The following is a 20,218-nucleotide window of genomic DNA, read 5'->3' as shown; positions in this document are numbered from 1 at the left end:
TACTGTTTCAAGATATCATCTCATGTTTTTAGCGAAATGAAGATATTTTAATGAACCCCTTTCCCTTCCTGCCAGATGAAAGAAATTATTCAGCAGCGGCCTCTTCGAACAAGGCTCTGTTCAAAAATTGGAGAGGATGAAGTGGACGAAAATCTGTCATTCTCTCACTTTGGCAACGACAAGAAAAACCTTCTGCAAGAGAAAAGGAGTCTACATGATTCCTCCAATGTTGACGAAATATCTTTTTAGATAAATCGACATTTTCTTTCTCATGGCCAAAAAGTCCTGCCATGCCGCAACATCCTAGTTTTTTCTGGGTCATGGAAATTCCGAAGGATGACATAACATGAGACCATAATTGACCATTTTCGGGTATGAGTGCCTGTGAGGTGCAGTGTGAGATAAAATGAACATCACATTTTTTTGATAAGATTCCTTTATGATCTTCTCGTCGGTCATAAAGGAATTTTTCTGGAGAGCATGGATAAGCTAAGTGTTCTCCGTATTCGTCTCTGTATTCATGCTCAAACATCAGGCCCGTCGCAGGGTCAAGGGTTATCACAGGTATATTATTCTGTGTGATAGAAGAAACTGCCTGAATGATTTTCTTCGCTGTTCGTAAGAAGGGTTGTCTAAAGCCCTTCACATGACATGCTTTACCATTATTAAGAACAGGCGTGACGCGTACATCGTAGCCTAGCTTACGTAGAAGAGAGTAAGCATCCTCTACTAAGGTACCATCAAAACTTCCCGTAAAGCTATCTTGTAAGATAACAACTTTTTTTCTGCGATCCCCATCTTGAAGCCATTTATCCGTTATTTGTGCAGAAGAAGGCAATGTTGCAGGAGACAAAGAGGGAAGATCGACCAGACCAATAAAAGAAAGTATCTTTTTTGATAGGCTATTCTGCATACCAAAATTAGTTAATCTTGGCATGCAACGACCTAATGTAAGAAGAGGTTCAAGAAAAAGAATAAGATAATCTTTTAACGGTCTCACGCGGAAGCGATAATACTCGCTGTAAAAACGTGAGCGTAATTTTGGAATATCAACCCGGATAGGGCACTGAGAGCTGCAGGCTTTACAGGCAAGGCACGTGTCTAAGTTTCTTTTTACTGAAGATAGAAAGGAGCGATACGCTTTTTTGTTCTTTCGTGGGGCGGCAGAAAGTCTTAACCACTCACGCAATAAAGCAGCACGCCCCTTCGGCGATTGCAAACGATCTTTTGTACCCTTGTATGAAGGGCACATAATGATATCTGGCTCTTGGTTAAAGCAGGTGCCATTACCGTTGCAATCAATAGCTTCTCTATAATTTTCCTGATGCTTTTCTTTAATAGAGGCATCAAAAGTTCCACGAAAAGGAATTTCGTCAATTTTTAAAACATGATGACCATCGACAGGAACGAGCTTACCTCGGTTAAACAGATCATTGGGGTCAAACGCTTTTTTAATACGGCATAGCTCACTAAAGAGTGTCTCACCAAAAAAGAGAGGCGAAAATTCTCCGCGAACTCCCCTACCGTGCTCTCCCCACAACAATCCCCCATAGTGATGAGTTAATTGAGCAACCTTATCTGTAATGCGACGAATACGGCGCTGATCTTCTGGAGATTGCATATTTAAAAAAGGTCGAACGTGGAGACAGCCCACATCGGCATGGCCGAACATGCCGTAGTCTAACTGTTCATTGTCTAACACGCGCCGGAAGTCGCGCACATAGGCAGGAAGATTGTCGGGAGGAACAGCCGTATCCTCCACAAAGGGAACTCCCTGTTTGTTGCCTCTTGGACGCCCTAAAAGACCAACGGCCTTAGCTCTAAGTTCCCAAAGCTGCGAAATGACAGCAGGATCGACAACTGTATGGCAGTCAATAACTCCTGGGAAGGAAGAAAGCTGTTTCGCTTGCTTAAGGTGCTGCTCAAGCGAAGAGATATCGTCCCCGGCGAACTCGACAAAATTGATTCCTCGAACCGGTTTCTCTGTTTCTCCTCCAAGAGCTTCTTTAATTGTAGACCACGAAGCATCATCACGGGCAGTATCTAAGAGCCGGTCATCAAGAACTTCAATCGCTAAAGGATCAGATGATAATAATGGTTTTATATGCTGTAAGGCAGCATCAAAATCATCATAGCGCACAACAAGAAGAGAACGATGTGTGGGAATTTTCTTTACACGAAGAACAATTTCTTCCGTTAAGACAAGTGTTCCTTCAGAACCGGCAAAAAGACGTATGGGGTTAAATTCACCACTTTCAAGGCAAATCTTCTGCAAATTATATCCCGTCAAACCTCTATTCATCTTAGGAAAAACACGCTCAATCTCATCCTGTTGTTCTGTAACAACGCGATAGAGTTCGCGGCATGCGATTGAGGTGCGGCTTGTTCCCTTTAATAGGGTTTGCGTTTCCTCTTGAGTAAAGGCTTTAGCACAAAAAGACGAGCCATCTGATAAGACAACATTCAGCGCTTCAACATAATCTGATGTTTTCCCATAAATACGCGACCCCTTCCCCGATGCATCCGTCGCAATCATGCCACCGATTGTTGCGCGTGTTGCGGTTGAGACCATTGGTGGAAAAAAAACACCATAAGGTTTGAGAAACGCGTTAAGTCGCGACAAGATAACCCCTGGTTGAACACGAACCGTTAATTTTTCTGGATCATACTCAATGATCTGATCCATATAACGAGACACATCAACCATTACCCCTTGCGTTAAGGACTGGGCATTTGTTCCCGTTCCCCCTCCCCGTGGAGAAAGAGGTATCTGCGCTTGCTGAGCAGCTTCTACGGCAAGTGTGAGGTCTTTCCCATGTTTGGGATAGATAGAAAGCTTCGGCATCTGCTGATAGATGCTATTATCTGTTGCTGCTATCAGTCGTTCGGCATAGGAGCTGCCAACATCCCCCTCAAATTCTCCATCTTTGAGGTAATGAACAAACATCGTCAATTCATGAGATTCATGGTGACGGGAGGTCATGATGGCAGCTCCTTAAAGGATGATCATTCCACAGTAACAGACTTGGCGAGGTTACGTGGTTGATCAACGTCGGTTCCTTTTAGCAAGGCTACTTCGTAGGCCAACATTTGCACAGGAATAGTGTACAATATCGGTGCTACAAAAGCATCAACATCAGGTAGAATGACAAGATGTTCGGCAATATCACTAAGACGTTCTGCACCCTTTGCATCTGTGAAAGCGAGGATACGCCCGCCTCGTGCCTTTGCTTCCTGCAGGTTAGAGAGTGTCTTATCAAAAAGAATGGTTGACGGTGCGATAGCAACGACTGGAACGCTAGGGTCAATCAAGCTAATAGGACCATGCTTGAGCTCACCAGCCGCGTAAGCTTCAGCATGAATGTAGCTGATTTCCTTTAATTTTAACGCACCTTCTTGTGCAATCGGCATACAAATACCGCGGCCCAAATAAAGGACATCACGTGCTTGCGCAATCACACGTGCCATGACACGTACCGCACCAAAGAGCTTCATCACTTCAGCAGCTCGAGAAGGAAGGTCAAGCAAATGGTTTGTTAATTCTCGCTCTTGCTGAGCATTAATCACGCCTCGTTTACGTGCAAAGGTAAGTGTTAATGCCGCTAGAACGGATAATTGCGCCGTAAAAGCTTTTGTCGAAGCAACCGAAATTTCTGGCCCAGCAACCATGCCGAGGACAAGATCACTTTCTCGCCCCATCGTTGAGTGTTCAACATTCAAGATAGAGACAATTTTTTGCTGCTCTTTTTTGAGCACACGCAACACGCCCAGTGTATCGGCTGTCTCTCCAGATTGTGATATAAGCAACGCCATACCTTGGTTAGGTTGGGGTGGGTTGCGATAACGAAGCTCCGAAGCAACATCAATATCAATCGGCAAACGAGCAATTGATTCCAGCCAGTAACGCCCCACCATCCCAGCATAAAAGGCAGAACCACACGCCGTAATCGTCGCTCTAGGCAAGGTTGCGGGATCAAACGGCATTTCTGGCAAGACAAGCTGGCGTGTTGTGGGGTCTGTAATGCGTTGTAAGGTTTGACCAATTGCTAAAGGATGCTCATGGAGCTCCTTTTCCATAAAATGACGATAACCGTCTTTTCCGATTTGTCCGCTGGTCAAAGAAGCCGTTTGAATGGAACGATGGACTTTGTTGCCTTCTTGATCAAAAATCTCAACAGAATGCGTTTTTAGAACGCACCAATCCCCATCTTCGAGGTAGGTAATTCGACGAGACAGAGGAGCAAGAGCCAAACTATCGGAGCCGAGAAACATTTCCCCTTCCCCATAGCCAATCGCCAAAGGGGCTCCATGACGCGCCCCAATCAGTAAGCCATCATGACCCTCAAAAATCATCGCAAGAGCGTAAGCGCCCTCAAGTCGTCTAATCGTAGCGAAAGCCGCCTCTTGAGGCGTATCGCCACGCTCAATGCATTCATCAAGAAGGTGCGCAATAACCTCGGAATCTGTCTCTGTTGTGAATGACCGACCTCTTGCGCTTAGTTCACGCTTTAATTCGGCAAAATTTTCAATAATGCCATTATGAACAATAGCAACTTGGCCGACATGATGCGGATGTGCATTGAGGGTCGTCGGGGCGCCGTGCGTCGCCCAACGTGTATGGCCAATCGCTGTTGTCCCTGTAAGAGGAGTTTCACGAAGAGCCGCTTCAAGATTATCCAGCTTCCCAGCGGCACGGCAGCGTGTGATATGTTGGTGATGGTCGATCGTCGCAATACCGGCTGAATCATAGCCCCGATATTCTAAACGTCTCAGCCCTTCCAATACGATCGGTGTTCCAGGATGATGTCCGACAACGCCACAGATACCACACATTAGCTTTGTTCCTTTTTCGCTTTAAGCGCCCTTTGATAGGCTAAGCCTCGTTCGGCTTTAATGACTTGTTTGGCCCGTCCTAGAGCCATTGCCTTGTTCGGGATATTTTCCGTAATCACACTGCCAGCAGCGATTAACGTATTGTCCCCGACTGTAACGGGAGCAACAATGATGCTGTTTGAGCCCACAAAACTGTTATTCCCTATTGTTGTTTTGTGCTTAAAAACACCATCATAATTACATGTGATCGTTCCAGCGCCTATATTCGTTTTTTCTCCAATAGTCGTATCACCCAAATAAGAGAGATGATTAGCCTTACTGCCCTCACCCAAAACCGTATTCTTCAGTTCAACAAAATTACCAACATGCGATCCTTCTGAACACGTAGTTCCAGGACGTAAACGAGCATAAGGACCAATGGCAGCATTCGCTTCAACAATGCAGCCCTCTAAATGAGAAAAAGCACGAATTGTGCACCCTGCCCGCAAGATAACCTGTGGCCCTAAAAACACATGTGGCTCAATGGTGACGTCTGGACTTATCTGTGTATCGGCACTCAAGAAAATAGAAGCTGGGTCGACGAGAGTTGCGCCATTTTCCATAGCCTCAAAGCGTAATCGATCCTGCAATAATGCTTCTGCACGCGCAAGTTCCATGCGAGAATTTACGCCTATGAGCTCTTTTTCATCCCCTTCAACACAACAGACCTCTCCGCCAGAAGCAGCCTGACTGACAACATCAGTCAGGTAATATTCACCTTGGGCATTGTTGGGTTCAATTTTTTCCAGCCATTGTCGAAATAACGATGCATCTGCACACATCATTCCGGCATTGCAAAGCGTAATGGCACGTTCTTCGGGTGAAGCATCTTTATATTCAACAATACGCTCAATCGTGCCATTTTTCCCGGTGACGAGACGTCCATAATGAGCAGGGTTAGCAGGGCGCATACCAAGCAAAGACAGACGAGCACCATTCTGACGAGCCCGTAACAGGCGTTCCAATGTTTGAGACGTTAACAGCGGATTGTCTGCGTAAAGGAAAACGACGTCTCCTTCACCAACATATGGCATAGACGTTAACGCTGCATGCCCTGTTCCTAAGCGTTCTTTTTGAACAACTGTCTGATGGGGAGCTACCGTTTTTTCAAGCTCCTCCATATCAGGACCGACAACAACGACGATCCGGTCTACGATAGCCGAGGCCATCTCAATCACATGCGTGATCATAGGACGGTTGGCCAAACGCTGCATAGCCTTAGGAGAGCGGGACTTCATGCGTGTCCCCATTCCGGCAGCAAGAATGACAGCGGTCGTCATTGATGTCATGGCTACTCTCTTCTCTACTTTCTATCGTCCGGGTTACCTGAACTTAGAGAGGACGTCAAAAGAAAGACTGATGATATTTTAGGGCATCTACTTCGGAAGGGGTCTGACATCATTCCCATGTGTAATCCTGGGGGGCGACTGCAAAACCAAAATGAGCTGTCCAAGCTTAGGGTGTGAGAACTCTATACGAACCGGAATAATATGGCCATCATCGATTTTTTTAAACCATGCAGCGCCCGGATGAGGTGATGCTTGTATAGCTTTATGGGATGAGCCTTGCACAAAACCACCGATTTGCCGCCCAGTGAAATCACATCTCATTAAGGATCCTGTATAGTACGGATCCCGCTCTTCGGGAACGGTATCGTTGCGTGGGCCGTGTGCATCAATTTGCATGAGGCGGAGCCCATCAAAAACAGACCCCGACACATCGCATGACTGTCTCGTTTCCAAATGGTGAAGCAAAGAGCCTAAGGCACTCAAAATGTCCATTGAAGCATGCAAAGGTTCAGAAGGCAGAGGCTCACGGTCATCGTCTTTAGGGGTTTGCGCGGTGATATGAGGTCCGTCATGGTCAAAGACTAAATGAACATGACGGTTATGGCCGCGAGAATAGCCGTGGCTATCATAAACAACGGGAGACGTTTTCTCACCGACAAAACGCCCCTCTACAGTAGCCGTTAAGTTGACGGTCAAAAACCAACTCGCCAGTCCAACAGTGGTCAGATTGGCTGTGGCACCATATCCCCAAGGCTGCAAGATATAAGAAGCTGTCGTGTCGATGACATGATAGCCATGAACAATTGTTGCATACCGAAGACTAATCGTGTCTGAGGCAGGTGCCGATGTTTGGGCACCTGCATAGGGAGAAACACTCAAAGAGATAACACAAGCACAAAGAGCAAAGGCTGCTCTCTTGAGAGTGTGACCTACATAAAAGCGTTTCTTATACATCAAGATTAGCAACTCTGAGAGCATTATCGATAATGAATTCACGACGAGGCTCAACAACATCCCCCATCAGTGTGGAGAAAACTTGGCTTGCTTCATCAACATCGCCAACTTGAACTTGGAGCAGTGTCCGTGTGGCTGGGTCGAGCGTCGTATGCCAAAGTTGCTCATCGTTCATCTCTCCAAGCCCTTTGAAACGATTGATAGCAAGGCCACGACGCCCTTGAGAGAGAATATAATCCAGAAGGAGGCCAGGCCCTCCAAGGGTGAAGCTTTTTTGATCAACCGTCAGAGTAATAGGCTTATGGAAGTCACGCGCTAAACGCTCTCCTTGCTGTGCCAAGCGACGGGCTTCTGTAGAACGGATGAGGCTGCCTTCGAAAGTATATACTTCCCCTACGCCACGCAGAGAACGTGCACAGCTAATCCCTTGATCCGTAAGTGAGACCTTCCATCCGCGTTCATTCTCAGGGGACGCAGCATCAAGGCGTCTCTGGAAGTCGAGCATATGTGCTTCTCTTACAGAGGCCTCTGTGCTGAGAACTTGTGCAATGGCGGCTTGCTCAACAATCCAAAGCGGGATCCGTGCTGACAGCGTCTGTAGTCCATGAGCAATCTCACGTAATGAGAGAATTTCATGACGAAGCGCCTCACCTTCCAAATGACGCCCATCACAATAGTCCAATGTGGCCCGGTTGAGCGTCCTATCAAGGAGATAGGTCTCCAGAGCAGCATCATCTTTCAAATAGTGCTCTTCTTGCCCACGTTTGGCCCGATAAAGAGGTGGCTGGGCAATGTAGAGATGACCATTTTCAACTAATTCAGGCATTTGTCTGAAAAAGAAGGTCAGCAGAAGTGTGCGAATATGGGATCCATCCACATCAGCATCCGTCATAATGACAATCTTGTGGTAGCGCAGTTTCTCTAGATTAAACCCACCTTGCTCAACAGCACCCCGGCCAATGCCCGTACCTAATGCAGTAATTAAGGTTCCAATTTCAGCGGATCCCAGCATACGGTCAAAACGGGCACGCTCAATATTAAGAATCTTCCCACGTAATGGAAGAATTGCTTGGAAACGACGATCACGCCCCTGCTTAGCCGTCCCGCCAGCAGAATCGCCCTCCACAATGAAGATTTCAGATTCTGCAGGATTGCGCGTCTGACAATCGGCCAATTTCCCCGGAAGTGACGAAACGTCTAGTACCCCTTTGCGACGCGTTAGCTCACGTGCCCGCCGTGCCGCTTCACGAGCGCTTGCTGCATCAATAACTTTACCAACAATCGCCCGTGCTTCTTTAGGGTGCGTCTCAAACCAATGACTAATCATGTCAGAAGCCACAGTATGAACGACTGGCTGAACTTCTGATGAAACGAGCTTGTCTTTGGTCTGGGAAGAGAACTTAGGGTCAGGCACTTTAACGGAGAGAATAGCCGTCATCCCTTCCCGCATATCTTCGCCGGTTAAAGAGCCAGCCTCTTTCTTGGAGTGTTGAACGGCATATTTACCGACAGCGCGCGTCAGAGCTTGGCGGAAGCCGGCTAGATGCGTTCCCCCATCGCGTTGGGGAATATTGTTGGTGAAACATAGCATCGTTTCATGAAAACTATCGTTCCAACAAAGAGCAAACTCTACCCGAATGCCGCTTTCTTGGTCTTCTGTTTCCCCCGTGATCGGCGGATCAAAGAGAGAAACTCTTGAGCTATCAAGCCATTGAGCAAAGGCCGTCAACCCACCCTCATAATGAAAGACAACTTCCTTAGAATCACTTGAACGTTCATCACGAAGAATAATCTTCATGCCTGAATTCAAGAAGGCAAGTTCCCGCACGCGCCTTTCAAGGGTCGCAAAATCAAATTCTGTTTTAGTAAATGTCTGTTGGCTCGGCTTAAATGTCACTTCAGTGCCATTCTCTTCTTCCGACGAACCAACGACGTGCAAAGCTTCGTCGCGCTCACCATGCTGAAAGCGGATGATATGTTCTTTGCCATGACGCCAAATGCGAACGAACATCCACTCAGAGAGGGCATTCACAACAGCGGCACCAACGCCGTGCAATCCACCTGACACTTTATAGGAGTTTTGGTTAAACTTTCCACCAGCATGGAGTTTGGTTAGCACAACCTCAGCAGCGCTTATCCCTTCTTCTTCATGCATGTCTGTGGGGATGCCACGTCCATTATCACGAACGGTAACAGAACCATCCCCGTTTAATGTGAGGGTACAATAAGTTGCATACCCTGCTTGTGCTTCATCGACGGCATTATCAATAATTTCAAACACCATATGATGAAGGCCGGAACCATCATCTGTATCACCGATATACATGCCCGGGCGCTTGCGAACAGCATCGAGCCCTTTTAACACCGAGATAGCGGAGGCACCGTATTCCTCTTTATCGACAGAAAGATTTTCCGGCTGCTTCTGATTTTCTGACATGCCTGCGCACCACTCCGGTTTACGATCAACGTATAAAAAGTGATTATACGTTGATTTCTCCTTCAAAGCCAGAGCAGCACTCACGCTCTGGATAAAGATTGCCTTCTTCAACTCTAATAAAATCGGCCCAACCTTTCATGGGCAAGAAAAGCTGGGCATCTGTCCCTGTTAGCACGACCGTCGTCTGTAATGTTTTAACAGCCTCCATAAGGGCAGCACGATGTTTTTCATCCAAATGCACAAAAGGCTCATCCAGCAAAACAAGAGGAGCTTCTCCCCAGTTTTTTTGCACACAACGGCCATGAGAGAGAATAAGGCTCAAGAGCATAATTTTTTGTTGCCCACTGCTGAGAAAAGAAGCGTCTTGATGGGTAGCAGAATCACGCACCGTAAGGTCAGCTCGATGAGCGCCCACACTTGTAAGACCTTTTGTGCGATCAGTTTCTCTTCTCTTTTTCAGACTATCCCGTAGCCAGTCTTCAACATGAAGAGCGGGAGACGAACATAGCTGTTCAGCTAAAGAGCAGCGCAGATTAAGCGTCACCTTTGGGAAGCCAGCAACACTCAGAGATGAGTCATGTAACTGCTCTAGCGTCGCCAAACGTGCGGCTGTTATGGCAACAGCATGACGGCTAATAGAAGCCTCAATCGAATCAAGCCACACGCTTTGGTCTGCTTGGGTGGCTAAGATGCGATTGCGACTAGCAACAGAGCGATCATGCGCGACCAGTTGTTTCGCATGATCGGGCATAAGAGCCGCAACCAGACGATCGAAAAAGCGTCGTCTCTGGGAAGCTCCTTCACTAAAAAGGCGATCCATTTTGGGGGTTAGCCATACACAAGCGCAGAGTTCGGTAATATCGCTTTGTGTTTTGACAGGCTCATCATCAAGCAAGAAGAGGCGCCGACTATTCCCAGTACTTTGACATCCCGTTGCTAAACGAAATTGCTGGTCATGGCTTTGCAACAAAGACGCAACGCCCCATTGCCGGGTGCCGTTTCGGCTTAAACGATGAGAGGCTGTTCCATGAAGGCCACGCCCTGGTGAAAGCAGCGATAGTGCTTCTAGCAGGTTTGTTTTCCCACTACCATTGAGGCCATAAAGAACATTAACAAGAGAGTGTGGCTCCCACACAGCCCGTTGATAGTTACGGAAATCAGTGAGAGCCAGCCGCAGAAGTTTCAAAAAACCATCACATTACGGTTTATACGCGAATAGGCATCAGCACATAAAGGGCAGACGCTTCCTGCGTATCACGGATCAGAGTAGGCGATGCACTATCCGCAAAGCAGAACTCCGCTTCTGCATCAATCTGGTCAGTAATATCTGTCAAATAACGCGCCTGAAAGCCAATTTCCATTGGCTCTGCATTATACGTCACCTGGTTTTCATCAAGCTCTTCCTGTGCAACACCTTGATCCGAGCTTGTGGCTGAAAGTGTCAGATGATTTGTCGTTGCAATCAACTTAACAGGTCGTGAACGTTCCTGACTAATAGCTGAAACGCGCCCAACTGCTGACGCTAAATCCTGACGAGACACCCGTAAGATACGATCATTCCCTTCAGGAATGACACGGCCATATTCTGGAAAAGTCCCATCAACCAGCTTAGACGTAAGCGTAACGGAACCAGCACGGAACTGAATGCGTGTCTCAGAAAGTGACACTTCCACGTCAGCATCATCACTATCTAAAAGCTTGCGAATTTCTGCGACCGTTTTGCGCGGGATAATAACACCCGGCATGTCTTCTGCCCCAACCGGGAGGTCAGCATCGACCTTAGCAAGGCGATGGCCATCTGTAGCCACCGCACGTAACATGTTAGACCGTCCCTCATTGGCGACATGAAAGAAAATCCCATTAAGGTAATAACGGGTTTCCTCATTTGACATCGCAAATTTTGTACGATCAATCAGGCTGCGCAACACACCGGGTTGTAACGTGAAATGATGCGGTAAATCTCCTGCAACCATCGCGGGGAAGTCATCAACAGGAAGGACGTTAAGATTAGTTTCATACCGCCCTGCACGCACCAGAAGGGGGGCATCTTCCTCGCTTTGTTCAAACTCAACAGCTGCCCCATCGGGAAGTTTGCGCACAATTTCAAACAAAACAGCCGCCGGCACCGTTGCTGAGCCGGGACGGGCTGCTTCAGAAGGAATTTCCTCCACCAATGCAATTTCCATATCTGTTGCCGTTAGTCGCAACACCTCGCCATCATGTGCAAGCAGCACATTGGCCAAAATGGGAATTGTATTACGTTTTTCCGCCACGCCATGAATATGAGCAAGGGCACGTTGTAACGGTACGCGGTCGGCTGTGAATTTCATATCTGTCCCAAACCCTTAAGAAATCTCAATCCCTCTATGTAACAGAGCTCAAAGATAGAAGGAAAGATCTTTTAATTTTCTAGCATACGCTTCAGCAATTCAACGCTTTCAGCGAATGTTGCATCTTCTTCAATCAGCTCCGTCACGCGTGAAACAGCATGCATAACGGTCGTGTGATCCCGATTTCCGAACTTACGTCCAATTTCAGGCAAACTCCGGCTCGTCAGGTTTTTAGCAAGATACATAGCCACCTGACGGGGACGAGCAACAGCACGTGCGCGACGTGCAGAAGACATGTCCGTAAGGCGAATATTCCAATGCTCGGCTACTTTGCGTTGAATATCATCAATTGTAACGCGACGCTCATGGGCTTTCAGCATGTCCTTCAAGACGTCTTGCGTGCTTTCTAGCGTGACAGGACGTCCAACTAAATCAGCATGAGCAATAAGGCGGTTTAATGCTCCTTCAAGCTCACGCACATTCGTTGTGATTTTATGAGCGAGATATTCAAGCACTTTTCCGGGGACAGGAACCCCAGAAGCACCTGCTTTCGCTTCCAAAATGGAGATACGCAGTTCAAAAGTCGTCGCGTGAATATCGGCAACCATGCCGCACCCTAAGCGCGTTCTCAGTCGATCTTCCAGCCCCGAAAGATCAGACGGACTTTTATCAGCGCTGACAACAATCTGACGTCCTGCATCCACAAGGGCATTGAAGGTATGAAAAAATTCCTCCTGTGTATTATCCTTCCCAATGAGGAACTGGAGGTCATCAATCATAAGAACATCTACAGAACGTAACTGCTCTTTAAATTCCATTGTAGATTGAGAGCGGATAGAAGCAATGAAGCGATACATAAACTTTTCAGCAGACATATAAGCCACTGAAACATTGCCCATCCGTACGAGTTCAGAGCCAATAGCATGCATTAGATGCGTTTTACCTAGCCCCACTCCACCGTACAGAAAAAGAGGGTTAAAGCCGGGGCTTGACGGACGTTCTGCAACGCGTCGAGCACAGGCATAGGCAAATTCATTTGGCTTACCGACAACAAAGCTATCAAAGGTAAAACGTGGGTCGAGAGGGACAGCGAGATCGCTTTTAATCTCGGTTGCGAGAGGGCGCGTATTGCTTGTCTCTTCTGCAACAGATGTCTCGACCTCTGGCTCGGGCGAAGATGACGGCTGATCATTGTCTGAAGGAGGCGTCATCCCTTTGCGAACTTGGAGTTCTACGCGCTGGATGACCTTGCTTTCTTGACGCCAAAGAGTCTGAAGACGCTCGCCATATTGGCTGCGCACCCAGTCACGCAGAAAGCGCGATGGAAGGAAGAGAACAATCTCATCTTCTTCGACAGGCCCTAGAACGATCTGCTGAAGCCATGTTCGGTATTCAACCTCACCAACCTCAGTTTTGAGGCGATCGCGAATGCGCACCCAAGTCGCCTCAAGAAGGGCGGATTCAGAAGAGGTGACAGCAGCGTCCAAAGACTGAGCGTTTTCCACTTCCGATCTCCGTTCTTAATTGCTTATGGCGACCTACAGAAAGGTCTGATTCCCTCTCCGTTTGGCCTTGGGTGACATCAATAACCTGCCTTGCAGGTGTGTGAGGATAAAACATTCTCCACCTGCTAAGCAAGCGAAGGCTGCTTTATACACGACAGAATAGTTCTAAAAAAAAGAACGCGCCCAAGGGCGCGCCCAAAACAGCTTCCAAAGAAACTGTTTTTAGAACTTAGAGCTGTGTGCTCTTACGCTGCTGCCAGCGACTTAATACGTGCTGACAAGCGTGAAAGCTTACGGCTAACCGTGTTGCGTGCGATCACACCTTTACCAGCAGCGCGCTGCATTTCAGGCTGAGCGGCACGGAAAGCAGCATCGGCTGCAGTCTTGTCACCAGAAAGGATCGCTTTCTCAACGCTCTTCACGAACGTACGCATGCGTGACAGACGGGATGCATTGCGCAGACGGCGACGTTCGTTCTGACGGATGCGTTTACGTGCTGAAGGAGTATTTGCCATGGGTCTTCCGTTATTTCCTGCGGACAGTTCGCTACAAAATATTGATAGCCCTCTACCCTTAGATCAGCGCTTCGTCAAGCATTCTTCCTTAAGACGACCCGTTTAATGCTCACTTTTCTGGTGCTGTGGGCAAAAAAAGGTGGATCGTCCCGATTGGGTGATTTTCGTGATAAGCGCTCTATGCTTTTTTTGAGCACATATTGGGCAAGCGTCCCCTGCCCGCCCATATACTTGATGAAGCTCCTGAAAGCTTCCTTTTTGACCATCGACGGTTACATAATCGCGTAACGTAGAACCTCCTGCTGCGAGTGCTTCGTGTAGAATTTCGGGAATAATTTGGGATAAATGCTCATATTCTGTCTGGGAAAGCGTGTTCGCAGTTTTCTGCGGATGAATCCCAGCTCTGAAGAGGGCCTCACACACATAAATATTGCCTAATCCAACAATTTTGGTCTGATCAAGAAGTGCATTTTTGATAGGAGAGTGTGTTTTCTCGAACAGGTTTTTTATAGCAACTGGAGTCAAGGGCTCCTCTCCCAGAGGCTCGATTCCTAAGCGCTTCATAAAAGGCGGCAATGCCTCAGGAGAGGACGGGAAGGCATCCACCACCCCAAAGCGCCGCGGATCCACCAACGCGATACGCGTACCGTCGTTGAGCAAAAAATCAAAATGCTGATGCTTGCGTAATTCATGAGCATCGCTGGGTTTATCTATAAAGAGACGTCCTGACATTCCTAGATGGATAAGCACGGTCCAATTATTATCTAAACCAATAAGAATATATTTAGCGCGTCGCCTCACCTCCTGAACCTTTGCACCTACAAGGATCATCTTAAGGTTTGATGGGAATGGACGACGTAGATCAGGACGGTTTATATGCACCTGCTGGACACGCTTTCCCTTAAGGGCAGTGCGTATTCCTCGCATGATAGTCTCAACTTCGGGTAGTTCTGGCATAATGCTCTACAATACGGTAACGATGAATGTATGACAGATAGCGCTAAACCCCACCTTTCGTCTTCTCCTTCCTCCAGCCATGAGGAAGAAAATATCGACTTCGGCTACCGTGATGTACCGCGTCACGAGAAAAAATCTATGGTCCGTCACGTATTTGAAAGCGTTGCAGGCAAATATGATGTGATGAATGACGCCATGTCATTGGGAATTCATCGTGTCTGGAAACGCATTTTCATCACGATGTTAGCACCGCAACCAGGTCAAACACTTCTTGATCTAGCGGGAGGTACTGGCGACATCACGTTTGGCTGGCTGAAACGTGGGGGCGGCCATGCTATTCTGTCTGATATTAATGAGGCTATGCTGGACGTGGGACGGGAGCGTGCCATTAAAGCAGGATTGATTGACCGTATGGATGTGCAGGTTGTGGATGCGGAAACACTTCCCTTCCCTGATGCATCAATGGATCGCGTGTCCATGGCGTTTGGCTTACGCAACTGTACGGATAAAGACGCTGTTTTGAGAGAAGTCAGACGCGTTCTTAAACCGGGTGGACGTTTTCTCTGTCTTGAATTTTCAAAAGTCGATATTGCAGCTCTCGCACCGATTTATGATGCGTGGTCATTCCAAGTGTTACCACGGATGGGGCAAATGATTGCAGGCGATGCTGAAAGCTATCAATACCTCGCTGAAAGCATTCGCATGTTCCCTGATCAGGAAACGCTCGCCTCTATGATGCGAACAGCTGGGCTAGAACGTGTTACATACCGGAACCTCTCCGGTGGCATTGTGGCTATCCATTCAGGCTGGCGTCTCTAAAAATGGCTCATATCGTGCTGGTCATTAGTGGAGGAATTGCTGCTTATCGCGCGTTGGATGTGGCCCGGATGCTGCGCCGTGATGGGCATCATATTACTCCTGTGATGACAGCAGCTGCTCAGGAGTTTGTCACACCTCTTTCAGTCGAGGTTTTATGTGGAGCTCCTGTTCATCATCAGCTTTTTTCATCAACTGATGATAGTGCGATAGACCACATAGCTTTAGCTCGTTCTGCTGATTGCCTCTTATGTTGCCCTGCAACGGCGAATCTTATGGCGCGCATGGCTCATGGAATGGCTGATGACCTCGCAACAACGGTTTTATTAGCCACTCGCGCTCCCATTCTGCTAGCGCCTGCTATGAATGTGCGCATGTGGGACCATCCTGCGACCCGCGATAACTTAGTGCTCCTCACACAACGTGGCGTAAATATTATTGAGCCAGAGGAAGGGGAAATGGCTTGTGGGGAATATGGCGTTGGTCGACTTAGCAGCCCCGAGCACATTGCCGCTGCTGTTCGCGCATGTTTATCCCCACATAAAAAGCCTTTGACTGGACGCCATGCTCTCGTCACGGCCGGCCCAACTGTGGAACCTATCGACCCGGTTCGATTTTTGTCTAACCACTCATCGGGATTGCAAGGCTATGCAGTTGCCAAAGCGCTTGCACAATTAGGAGCTGCGGTCACATTAGTAAGCGGGCCTGTGTCTTTAACGACCCCGGAAAATGTTACGCGTATTAATGTGCAAACAGCTCAGCAAATGAAGGAAGCTTGTATTTCTGCTCTTCCTGCCGATATCGCTGTTTGTGTCGCTGCTGTGAGTGACTGGCGCCCTAAGCATGTAAGCGTTGTAAAAAACAAAAAAGGCACAAGCTCTCTTGCACCAATCGACCTTGTGGAAAATCCTGATATCCTGCGTGATCTCTGCCACATAGGGGCACAGCGCCCTTCCCTAGTCGTCGGCTTTGCAGCGGAAACAGACCATGTCCTGAAGCATGCTCAGGAGAAGCGTCGTAAAAAAGGCTGTGAGTGGCTGCTTGCCAACGACGTCAGCCAAGGCGTGTTCGGCCAAGAGAGTAACCGCGTTCACTTTATCACAGAAGATACGATAGAAGACTGGCCTACGATGAGCAAAGAGGCACTTGCGATGCAATTAGCCCAGAAAATTGCTTCTTTTTTTCACCAGCAGGACACACAATAACCCCCATGACCCATATTGTTCATGTTCCCCTCAAACGTTTACCGCATGCAGAAGGTTTAGATCTTCCTAGCTATGGCACCGCTGGCGCTGCTGGGGTTGATTTTCTGGCAGCCGTTACAGAGCCGGTTGTTATCCCCCCAGGTGAACGAGCGTTGATCCCGACAGGACTATGTGTCGCTTTGCCAAGCAATTACGAATTGCAGATTCGTCCGCGTTCTGGCCTTGCGCTCAAGCATGGGCTGATTGTTCCTAATTCTCCGGGAACGATTGACGAAGATTATCGTGGTGAAATCCGTATAATCGTTATGAATGCTGGTCGTGATGCTTTTACAGTTGAAAGAGGCATGCGAATTGCTCAGGGTGTTCTTGCGCCTGTCGTGCGAATCACATGGCAGGAGTGCGATAGTCTGGATAAAACAGCACGCGGAAGCGGGGGTTTCGGCAGCACGGGACATTAAGGAAGGAACGATGGACGACCGAATACCCATGAGTTGGTTATGAGAGGCTGCTTTCCTCTCATGTCATGGATATCGAAAACCGAGGGCAGATTTGCCCATTGGCTTTCTGTTGACGGGGGGCGTGGTGTTTTCGTTTGTATCGTTGCGGTTGGTCTTCTGGCTTACGGAGGGCAGCTCCTTGTACCGAACAGTTTGCCAGAACTACACAATGCAGATTTATGGACGGCCCCTTTAGTCACCTTAGCTCAGGCTTTTGCAGCAGGCAGCCTTGCACTGAGTGTGGCTTTCTCGATCTTAGCCCTTGTCTCTTGCTCACAAAGATTGCGTGTTTTGACACGCACTATCTGCGCTTTCTGTTCCGATATCCCTGTTCTGGGGGCTGTTAGTTTAATTTTAGGATTGTGCCCTCCCTTCTTCGTTGTTGTAGCTATTACGGCCTTTAGTTTGTGTGTCCGTATGGTGCAGACGGCGTTAAATGAAGAAGAGACTATCCCTTCTTCCTATCTCAAAACGGCCCAATCTCTAAGGTTGAAAACGTGGCAGTGCTTCTGGCGCATTCATATGCCCGTTGCCTTTCCCAAAATTGCGCAAACAATTCTCGAAGATGTACCTGATTTTTGGCTACGTCTTCTAGGGGGTCAAGCATTATTGGTCATGATTGAGCCGCATTATAGCAGTGGATGTGGTGCTCAAGCTCTTGAGGCGTTAACGCAGCATAAAATAGGCCTATTTTGTTGGGCTCTAGGCGCTATGTTCCTCATAAGAGCACTGATATATCAAGCCGTTATTAGCCCATTAATACAGCGTTCACATCGCTATCATATTCCTACCCACTTGGCTCCATCTCTCCATGATGATGGAGAAACATTATGGTGGAAAAAAAGCTTCGTATGGCTCGTTCTAGTAAGTGGATTATTGATCCTGTGGGCTATTACTCCCCTACATTCATGGCTTTCCTTAGTTCGTGAAGGGGGCTTTCTTCTCATCATCAGTCTTATCATTTTAACCTGCTGTGCAGTGCTCTGGACAGTTCTAGGTGGGTATATGATAGGGAAACGAGGCAGTTACCGACGTTTGCTTCATCTCCTTTCAGCTCTTTTTTTGATGAGTCCGTTTGTTTTTTTAGAGCCTTTCTTCCACTCTTACGTCACTTTTGTCCTATGCCTCATCCTATCTCTTCAAGGGGCGTTTGGTTGGAGTATTTTGGCTAAAGATGAAGGGAAACATCAAAAACGATTATATCGAACAGCACGGCATTTGCGCGTCCCGCCCCTTTCTTTTTGGCAAAAAATTCGCTTTCCTCTTGCACTTCCTTCCGTTTCACGCGGAGCCCTGTATACACTTTCACCTATGTGGAACTCTCTCTATCTTGGAGGGGCGTTCTCACCTCTAGCATGGCTGGCTATCAGAGAAGGCAATCTCTCTAAACAATCTGCGGAAGCATTTTCTTTCCTCATCATCATGACGTCCTGCGCTCTTATAGTTCGTTACGCTATCGCATGCCCTTTGCAACGCTATCTCCTCCGCAAATACAAGGTCTCACCATGAGCGTTATTCTCAGTTTGCAAGGCTGCACGCATTCTTTTGCTAAACGCCACGCATCACCTATTACAATCCTTGAGGACATCACGCTCACGATCCGCGAGGGTGAAATTTTAGGGCTTGTGGGGCGCTCTGGCTCTGGGAAGTCGAGCCTGATGGAAATTATGAGCGGCCTGATGCCTCCTTCTCAAGGACGTGTCTTGTGGCGTGGTGAGACTGCAACAAAGAATGATTTATCTCATGTTTCTGCTGTTCTGCAGGATGACACTTTATTCCCTTGGCTAACTGTACGAGAAAATATCTTATTAGCGCTGGAAGCCTATTCATTATCAGCAGTTCGCCGAAAAGAGATTGCTGATGATGTGATTGAGATCATGGATATTGACGGTTATGAGGGGGCTTTTCCACGCGAATTATCTGATGCTCTCAAACAACGCACGATATTAGCACGAGCGTTAGCGCAGCAACCTGAACTACTTCTCCTTGATGAGCCATTTTTAGATCTTGAGATGCTTAGTGCTGAAAATCTTAGAACAGATCTTATTGAACTGTGGAGTGAAAACCGTCTTTCTCCGCTAAAAGCCATGATGCTTGCCACGCATGCCATCGAAGAAGCTGTGTTAATGTGTGACCGTATTCTTCTATTTTCATCAGGGCCAGGGCGTATCACGCACGAGATTCCCGTGCCTTTTCCTCATCCACGCAATCGGCAGTCAGCTGAGTTCCGTCATTTCGTTGACCAGATTTATATTCTTATGACGCGTCGTGCGCCAATTGTTTCTGAAGCTGATTTGCCGGCTTCGCCTGCACATGAAACGCTTCCCCCTACGGAGGACGATGACACATTTATCGTGCTTCCTGATTTATCGATCGAACTGCTGGTTGGTTTGCTGGAAACTCTTGAGACGCCGCCGCTCTCTGGTCGTGCCGATCTTCCTGATCTTGCGCAGCGCTTGCAGATGACACTGGACGATCTCCTCCCGCTTGGTGAGACTTTACAACTTCTCGACCTCGCTGAACTGGAAGATGGAGATATTCTCCTCACAACAGTTGGGCAGACCTTCACCGCTGGTGATGCTGACGCACGACGCGATATCATGCGTTCGGCTCTTCTTCATGCTCTCCCGTTATTGCGCGCTATACGAGGAGCTTTGGACGAACGACACAGCCATACGATAGACGCCGATTATTTCCGTCGCCAGCTCGAAAAAGGCATGTCTGAGAACTACGCGCATCAGACGCTTAACACCGCCATCGCATGGGCGCGTTATGCCAGCCTCTTCGGTTATGATGAAGAGACTGATCGTTTCCTTCTTGAAGCTGACGACTAAGAAAATA

15 protein-coding genes are annotated in these 20,218 nt (G+C 47.9%); 5 read left to right on the top strand and 10 right to left on the bottom strand.

Annotated features, from left to right (window positions below):
- Window positions 1-85: 85 nt before the first annotated feature.
- The 10 genes from F457_RS0102185 to mutM all read right to left on the bottom strand — a co-directional run bounded on the left by F457_RS0102185 (window position 86) and on the right by mutM (window position 14,859).
- Entirely contained in the window at window positions 86-2,947 is a 2,862-nt protein-coding gene (locus F457_RS0102185; protein WP_169584103.1) for an FAD-binding and (Fe-S)-binding domain-containing protein, read from the bottom strand.
- 59 nt (window positions 2,948-3,006) lie between these two features.
- Complete coding sequence (gene glmS / locus F457_RS0102180; protein ID WP_018979492.1) at window positions 3,007-4,833, bottom strand: glutamine--fructose-6-phosphate transaminase (isomerizing); 1,827 nt, start codon at window positions 4,831-4,833, stop codon at window positions 3,007-3,009.
- Window positions 4,833-6,161, bottom strand: a complete 1,329-nt coding sequence (gene glmU / locus F457_RS0102175; protein ID WP_018979491.1) for a bifunctional UDP-N-acetylglucosamine diphosphorylase/glucosamine-1-phosphate N-acetyltransferase GlmU — start codon at window positions 6,159-6,161, stop codon at window positions 4,833-4,835. Before glmU ends, glmS begins: the two co-directional genes overlap by 1 nt.
- Window positions 6,162-6,248: 87 nt before the next feature.
- Window positions 6,249-7,040, bottom strand: a complete 792-nt coding sequence (locus F457_RS11965) for a DUF3108 domain-containing protein (RefSeq protein WP_169584102.1) — start codon at window positions 7,038-7,040, stop codon at window positions 6,249-6,251.
- Window positions 7,041-7,107: 67 nt separating this feature from the next.
- Entirely contained in the window at window positions 7,108-9,552 is a 2,445-nt protein-coding gene (gene gyrB / locus F457_RS0102165) for a DNA topoisomerase (ATP-hydrolyzing) subunit B (RefSeq protein ID WP_018979489.1), read from the bottom strand.
- Window positions 9,553-9,595: 43 nt separating this feature from the next.
- Complete coding sequence (recF, locus tag F457_RS0102160; RefSeq protein ID WP_018979488.1) at window positions 9,596-10,738, bottom strand: DNA replication/repair protein RecF; 1,143 nt, start codon at window positions 10,736-10,738, stop codon at window positions 9,596-9,598.
- 19 nt (window positions 10,739-10,757) lie between these two features.
- Entirely contained in the window at window positions 10,758-11,882 is a 1,125-nt protein-coding gene (dnaN, locus tag F457_RS0102155) for a DNA polymerase III subunit beta (RefSeq protein ID WP_018979487.1), read from the bottom strand.
- Between the two features lie 71 nt (window positions 11,883-11,953).
- Window positions 11,954-13,387 carry a chromosomal replication initiator protein DnaA gene (gene dnaA, locus F457_RS0102150; RefSeq protein ID WP_018979486.1) on the bottom strand — a complete coding sequence of 478 codons (1,434 nt, stop codon included), beginning with the start codon at window positions 13,385-13,387 and terminating at the stop codon, window positions 11,954-11,956.
- Between the two features lie 245 nt (window positions 13,388-13,632).
- Window positions 13,633-13,902 (bottom strand): 30S ribosomal protein S20, encoded by a 270-nt coding sequence (rpsT, locus tag F457_RS0102145; RefSeq protein ID WP_018979485.1) that lies wholly within the window; start codon window positions 13,900-13,902, stop codon window positions 13,633-13,635.
- Window positions 13,903-14,004: 102 nt separating this feature from the next.
- Complete coding sequence (gene mutM, locus F457_RS0102140; protein ID WP_026294094.1) at window positions 14,005-14,859, bottom strand: bifunctional DNA-formamidopyrimidine glycosylase/DNA-(apurinic or apyrimidinic site) lyase; 855 nt, start codon at window positions 14,857-14,859, stop codon at window positions 14,005-14,007.
- 30 nt (window positions 14,860-14,889) lie between these two features.
- Between mutM and ubiE the strand changes: the two genes are divergently transcribed.
- Genes ubiE through F457_RS0102115 form a run of 5 tightly spaced genes read left to right on the top strand, consistent with a single transcriptional unit; the run spans window position 14,890 to window position 20,211 of the window.
- A complete protein-coding gene (gene ubiE / locus F457_RS0102135; RefSeq protein WP_018979483.1) occupies window positions 14,890-15,678 on the top strand; it encodes a bifunctional demethylmenaquinone methyltransferase/2-methoxy-6-polyprenyl-1,4-benzoquinol methylase UbiE in 789 nt (262 codons plus the stop codon).
- A gap of 2 nt (window positions 15,679-15,680) precedes the next feature.
- Window positions 15,681-16,880, top strand: a complete 1,200-nt coding sequence (gene coaBC / locus F457_RS0102130) for a bifunctional phosphopantothenoylcysteine decarboxylase/phosphopantothenate--cysteine ligase CoaBC (protein WP_018979482.1) — start codon at window positions 15,681-15,683, stop codon at window positions 16,878-16,880.
- A gap of 5 nt (window positions 16,881-16,885) precedes the next feature.
- Window positions 16,886-17,338, top strand: coding sequence for a dUTP diphosphatase (gene dut, locus F457_RS0102125; RefSeq protein WP_018979481.1), 453 nt, complete (start codon window positions 16,886-16,888; stop codon window positions 17,336-17,338).
- A gap of 60 nt (window positions 17,339-17,398) precedes the next feature.
- Window positions 17,399-18,886: a hypothetical protein gene (locus tag F457_RS0102120; RefSeq protein ID WP_018979480.1), complete on the top strand. Its 1,488-nt coding sequence runs from the start codon at window positions 17,399-17,401 to the stop codon at window positions 18,884-18,886.
- On the top strand, window positions 18,883-20,211 hold the full coding sequence (locus F457_RS0102115) for an ABC transporter ATP-binding protein (RefSeq protein ID WP_018979479.1): 1,329 nt from the start codon (window positions 18,883-18,885) through the stop codon (window positions 20,209-20,211). The genes F457_RS0102120 and F457_RS0102115 overlap by 4 nt, the downstream gene beginning before the upstream one ends.
- The last annotated feature ends 7 nt before the right edge of the window (window positions 20,212-20,218 follow it).

Origin of the sequence: Saccharibacter floricola DSM 15669, assembly GCF_000378165.1 — a bacterium.
In the GTDB taxonomy this organism is placed as follows: Bacteria; Pseudomonadota; Alphaproteobacteria; order Acetobacterales; family Acetobacteraceae; genus Saccharibacter; species Saccharibacter floricola.
Note: the sequence above shows the minus strand (reverse complement) of the source record. Positions and strands in the feature narration are given on the sequence as shown.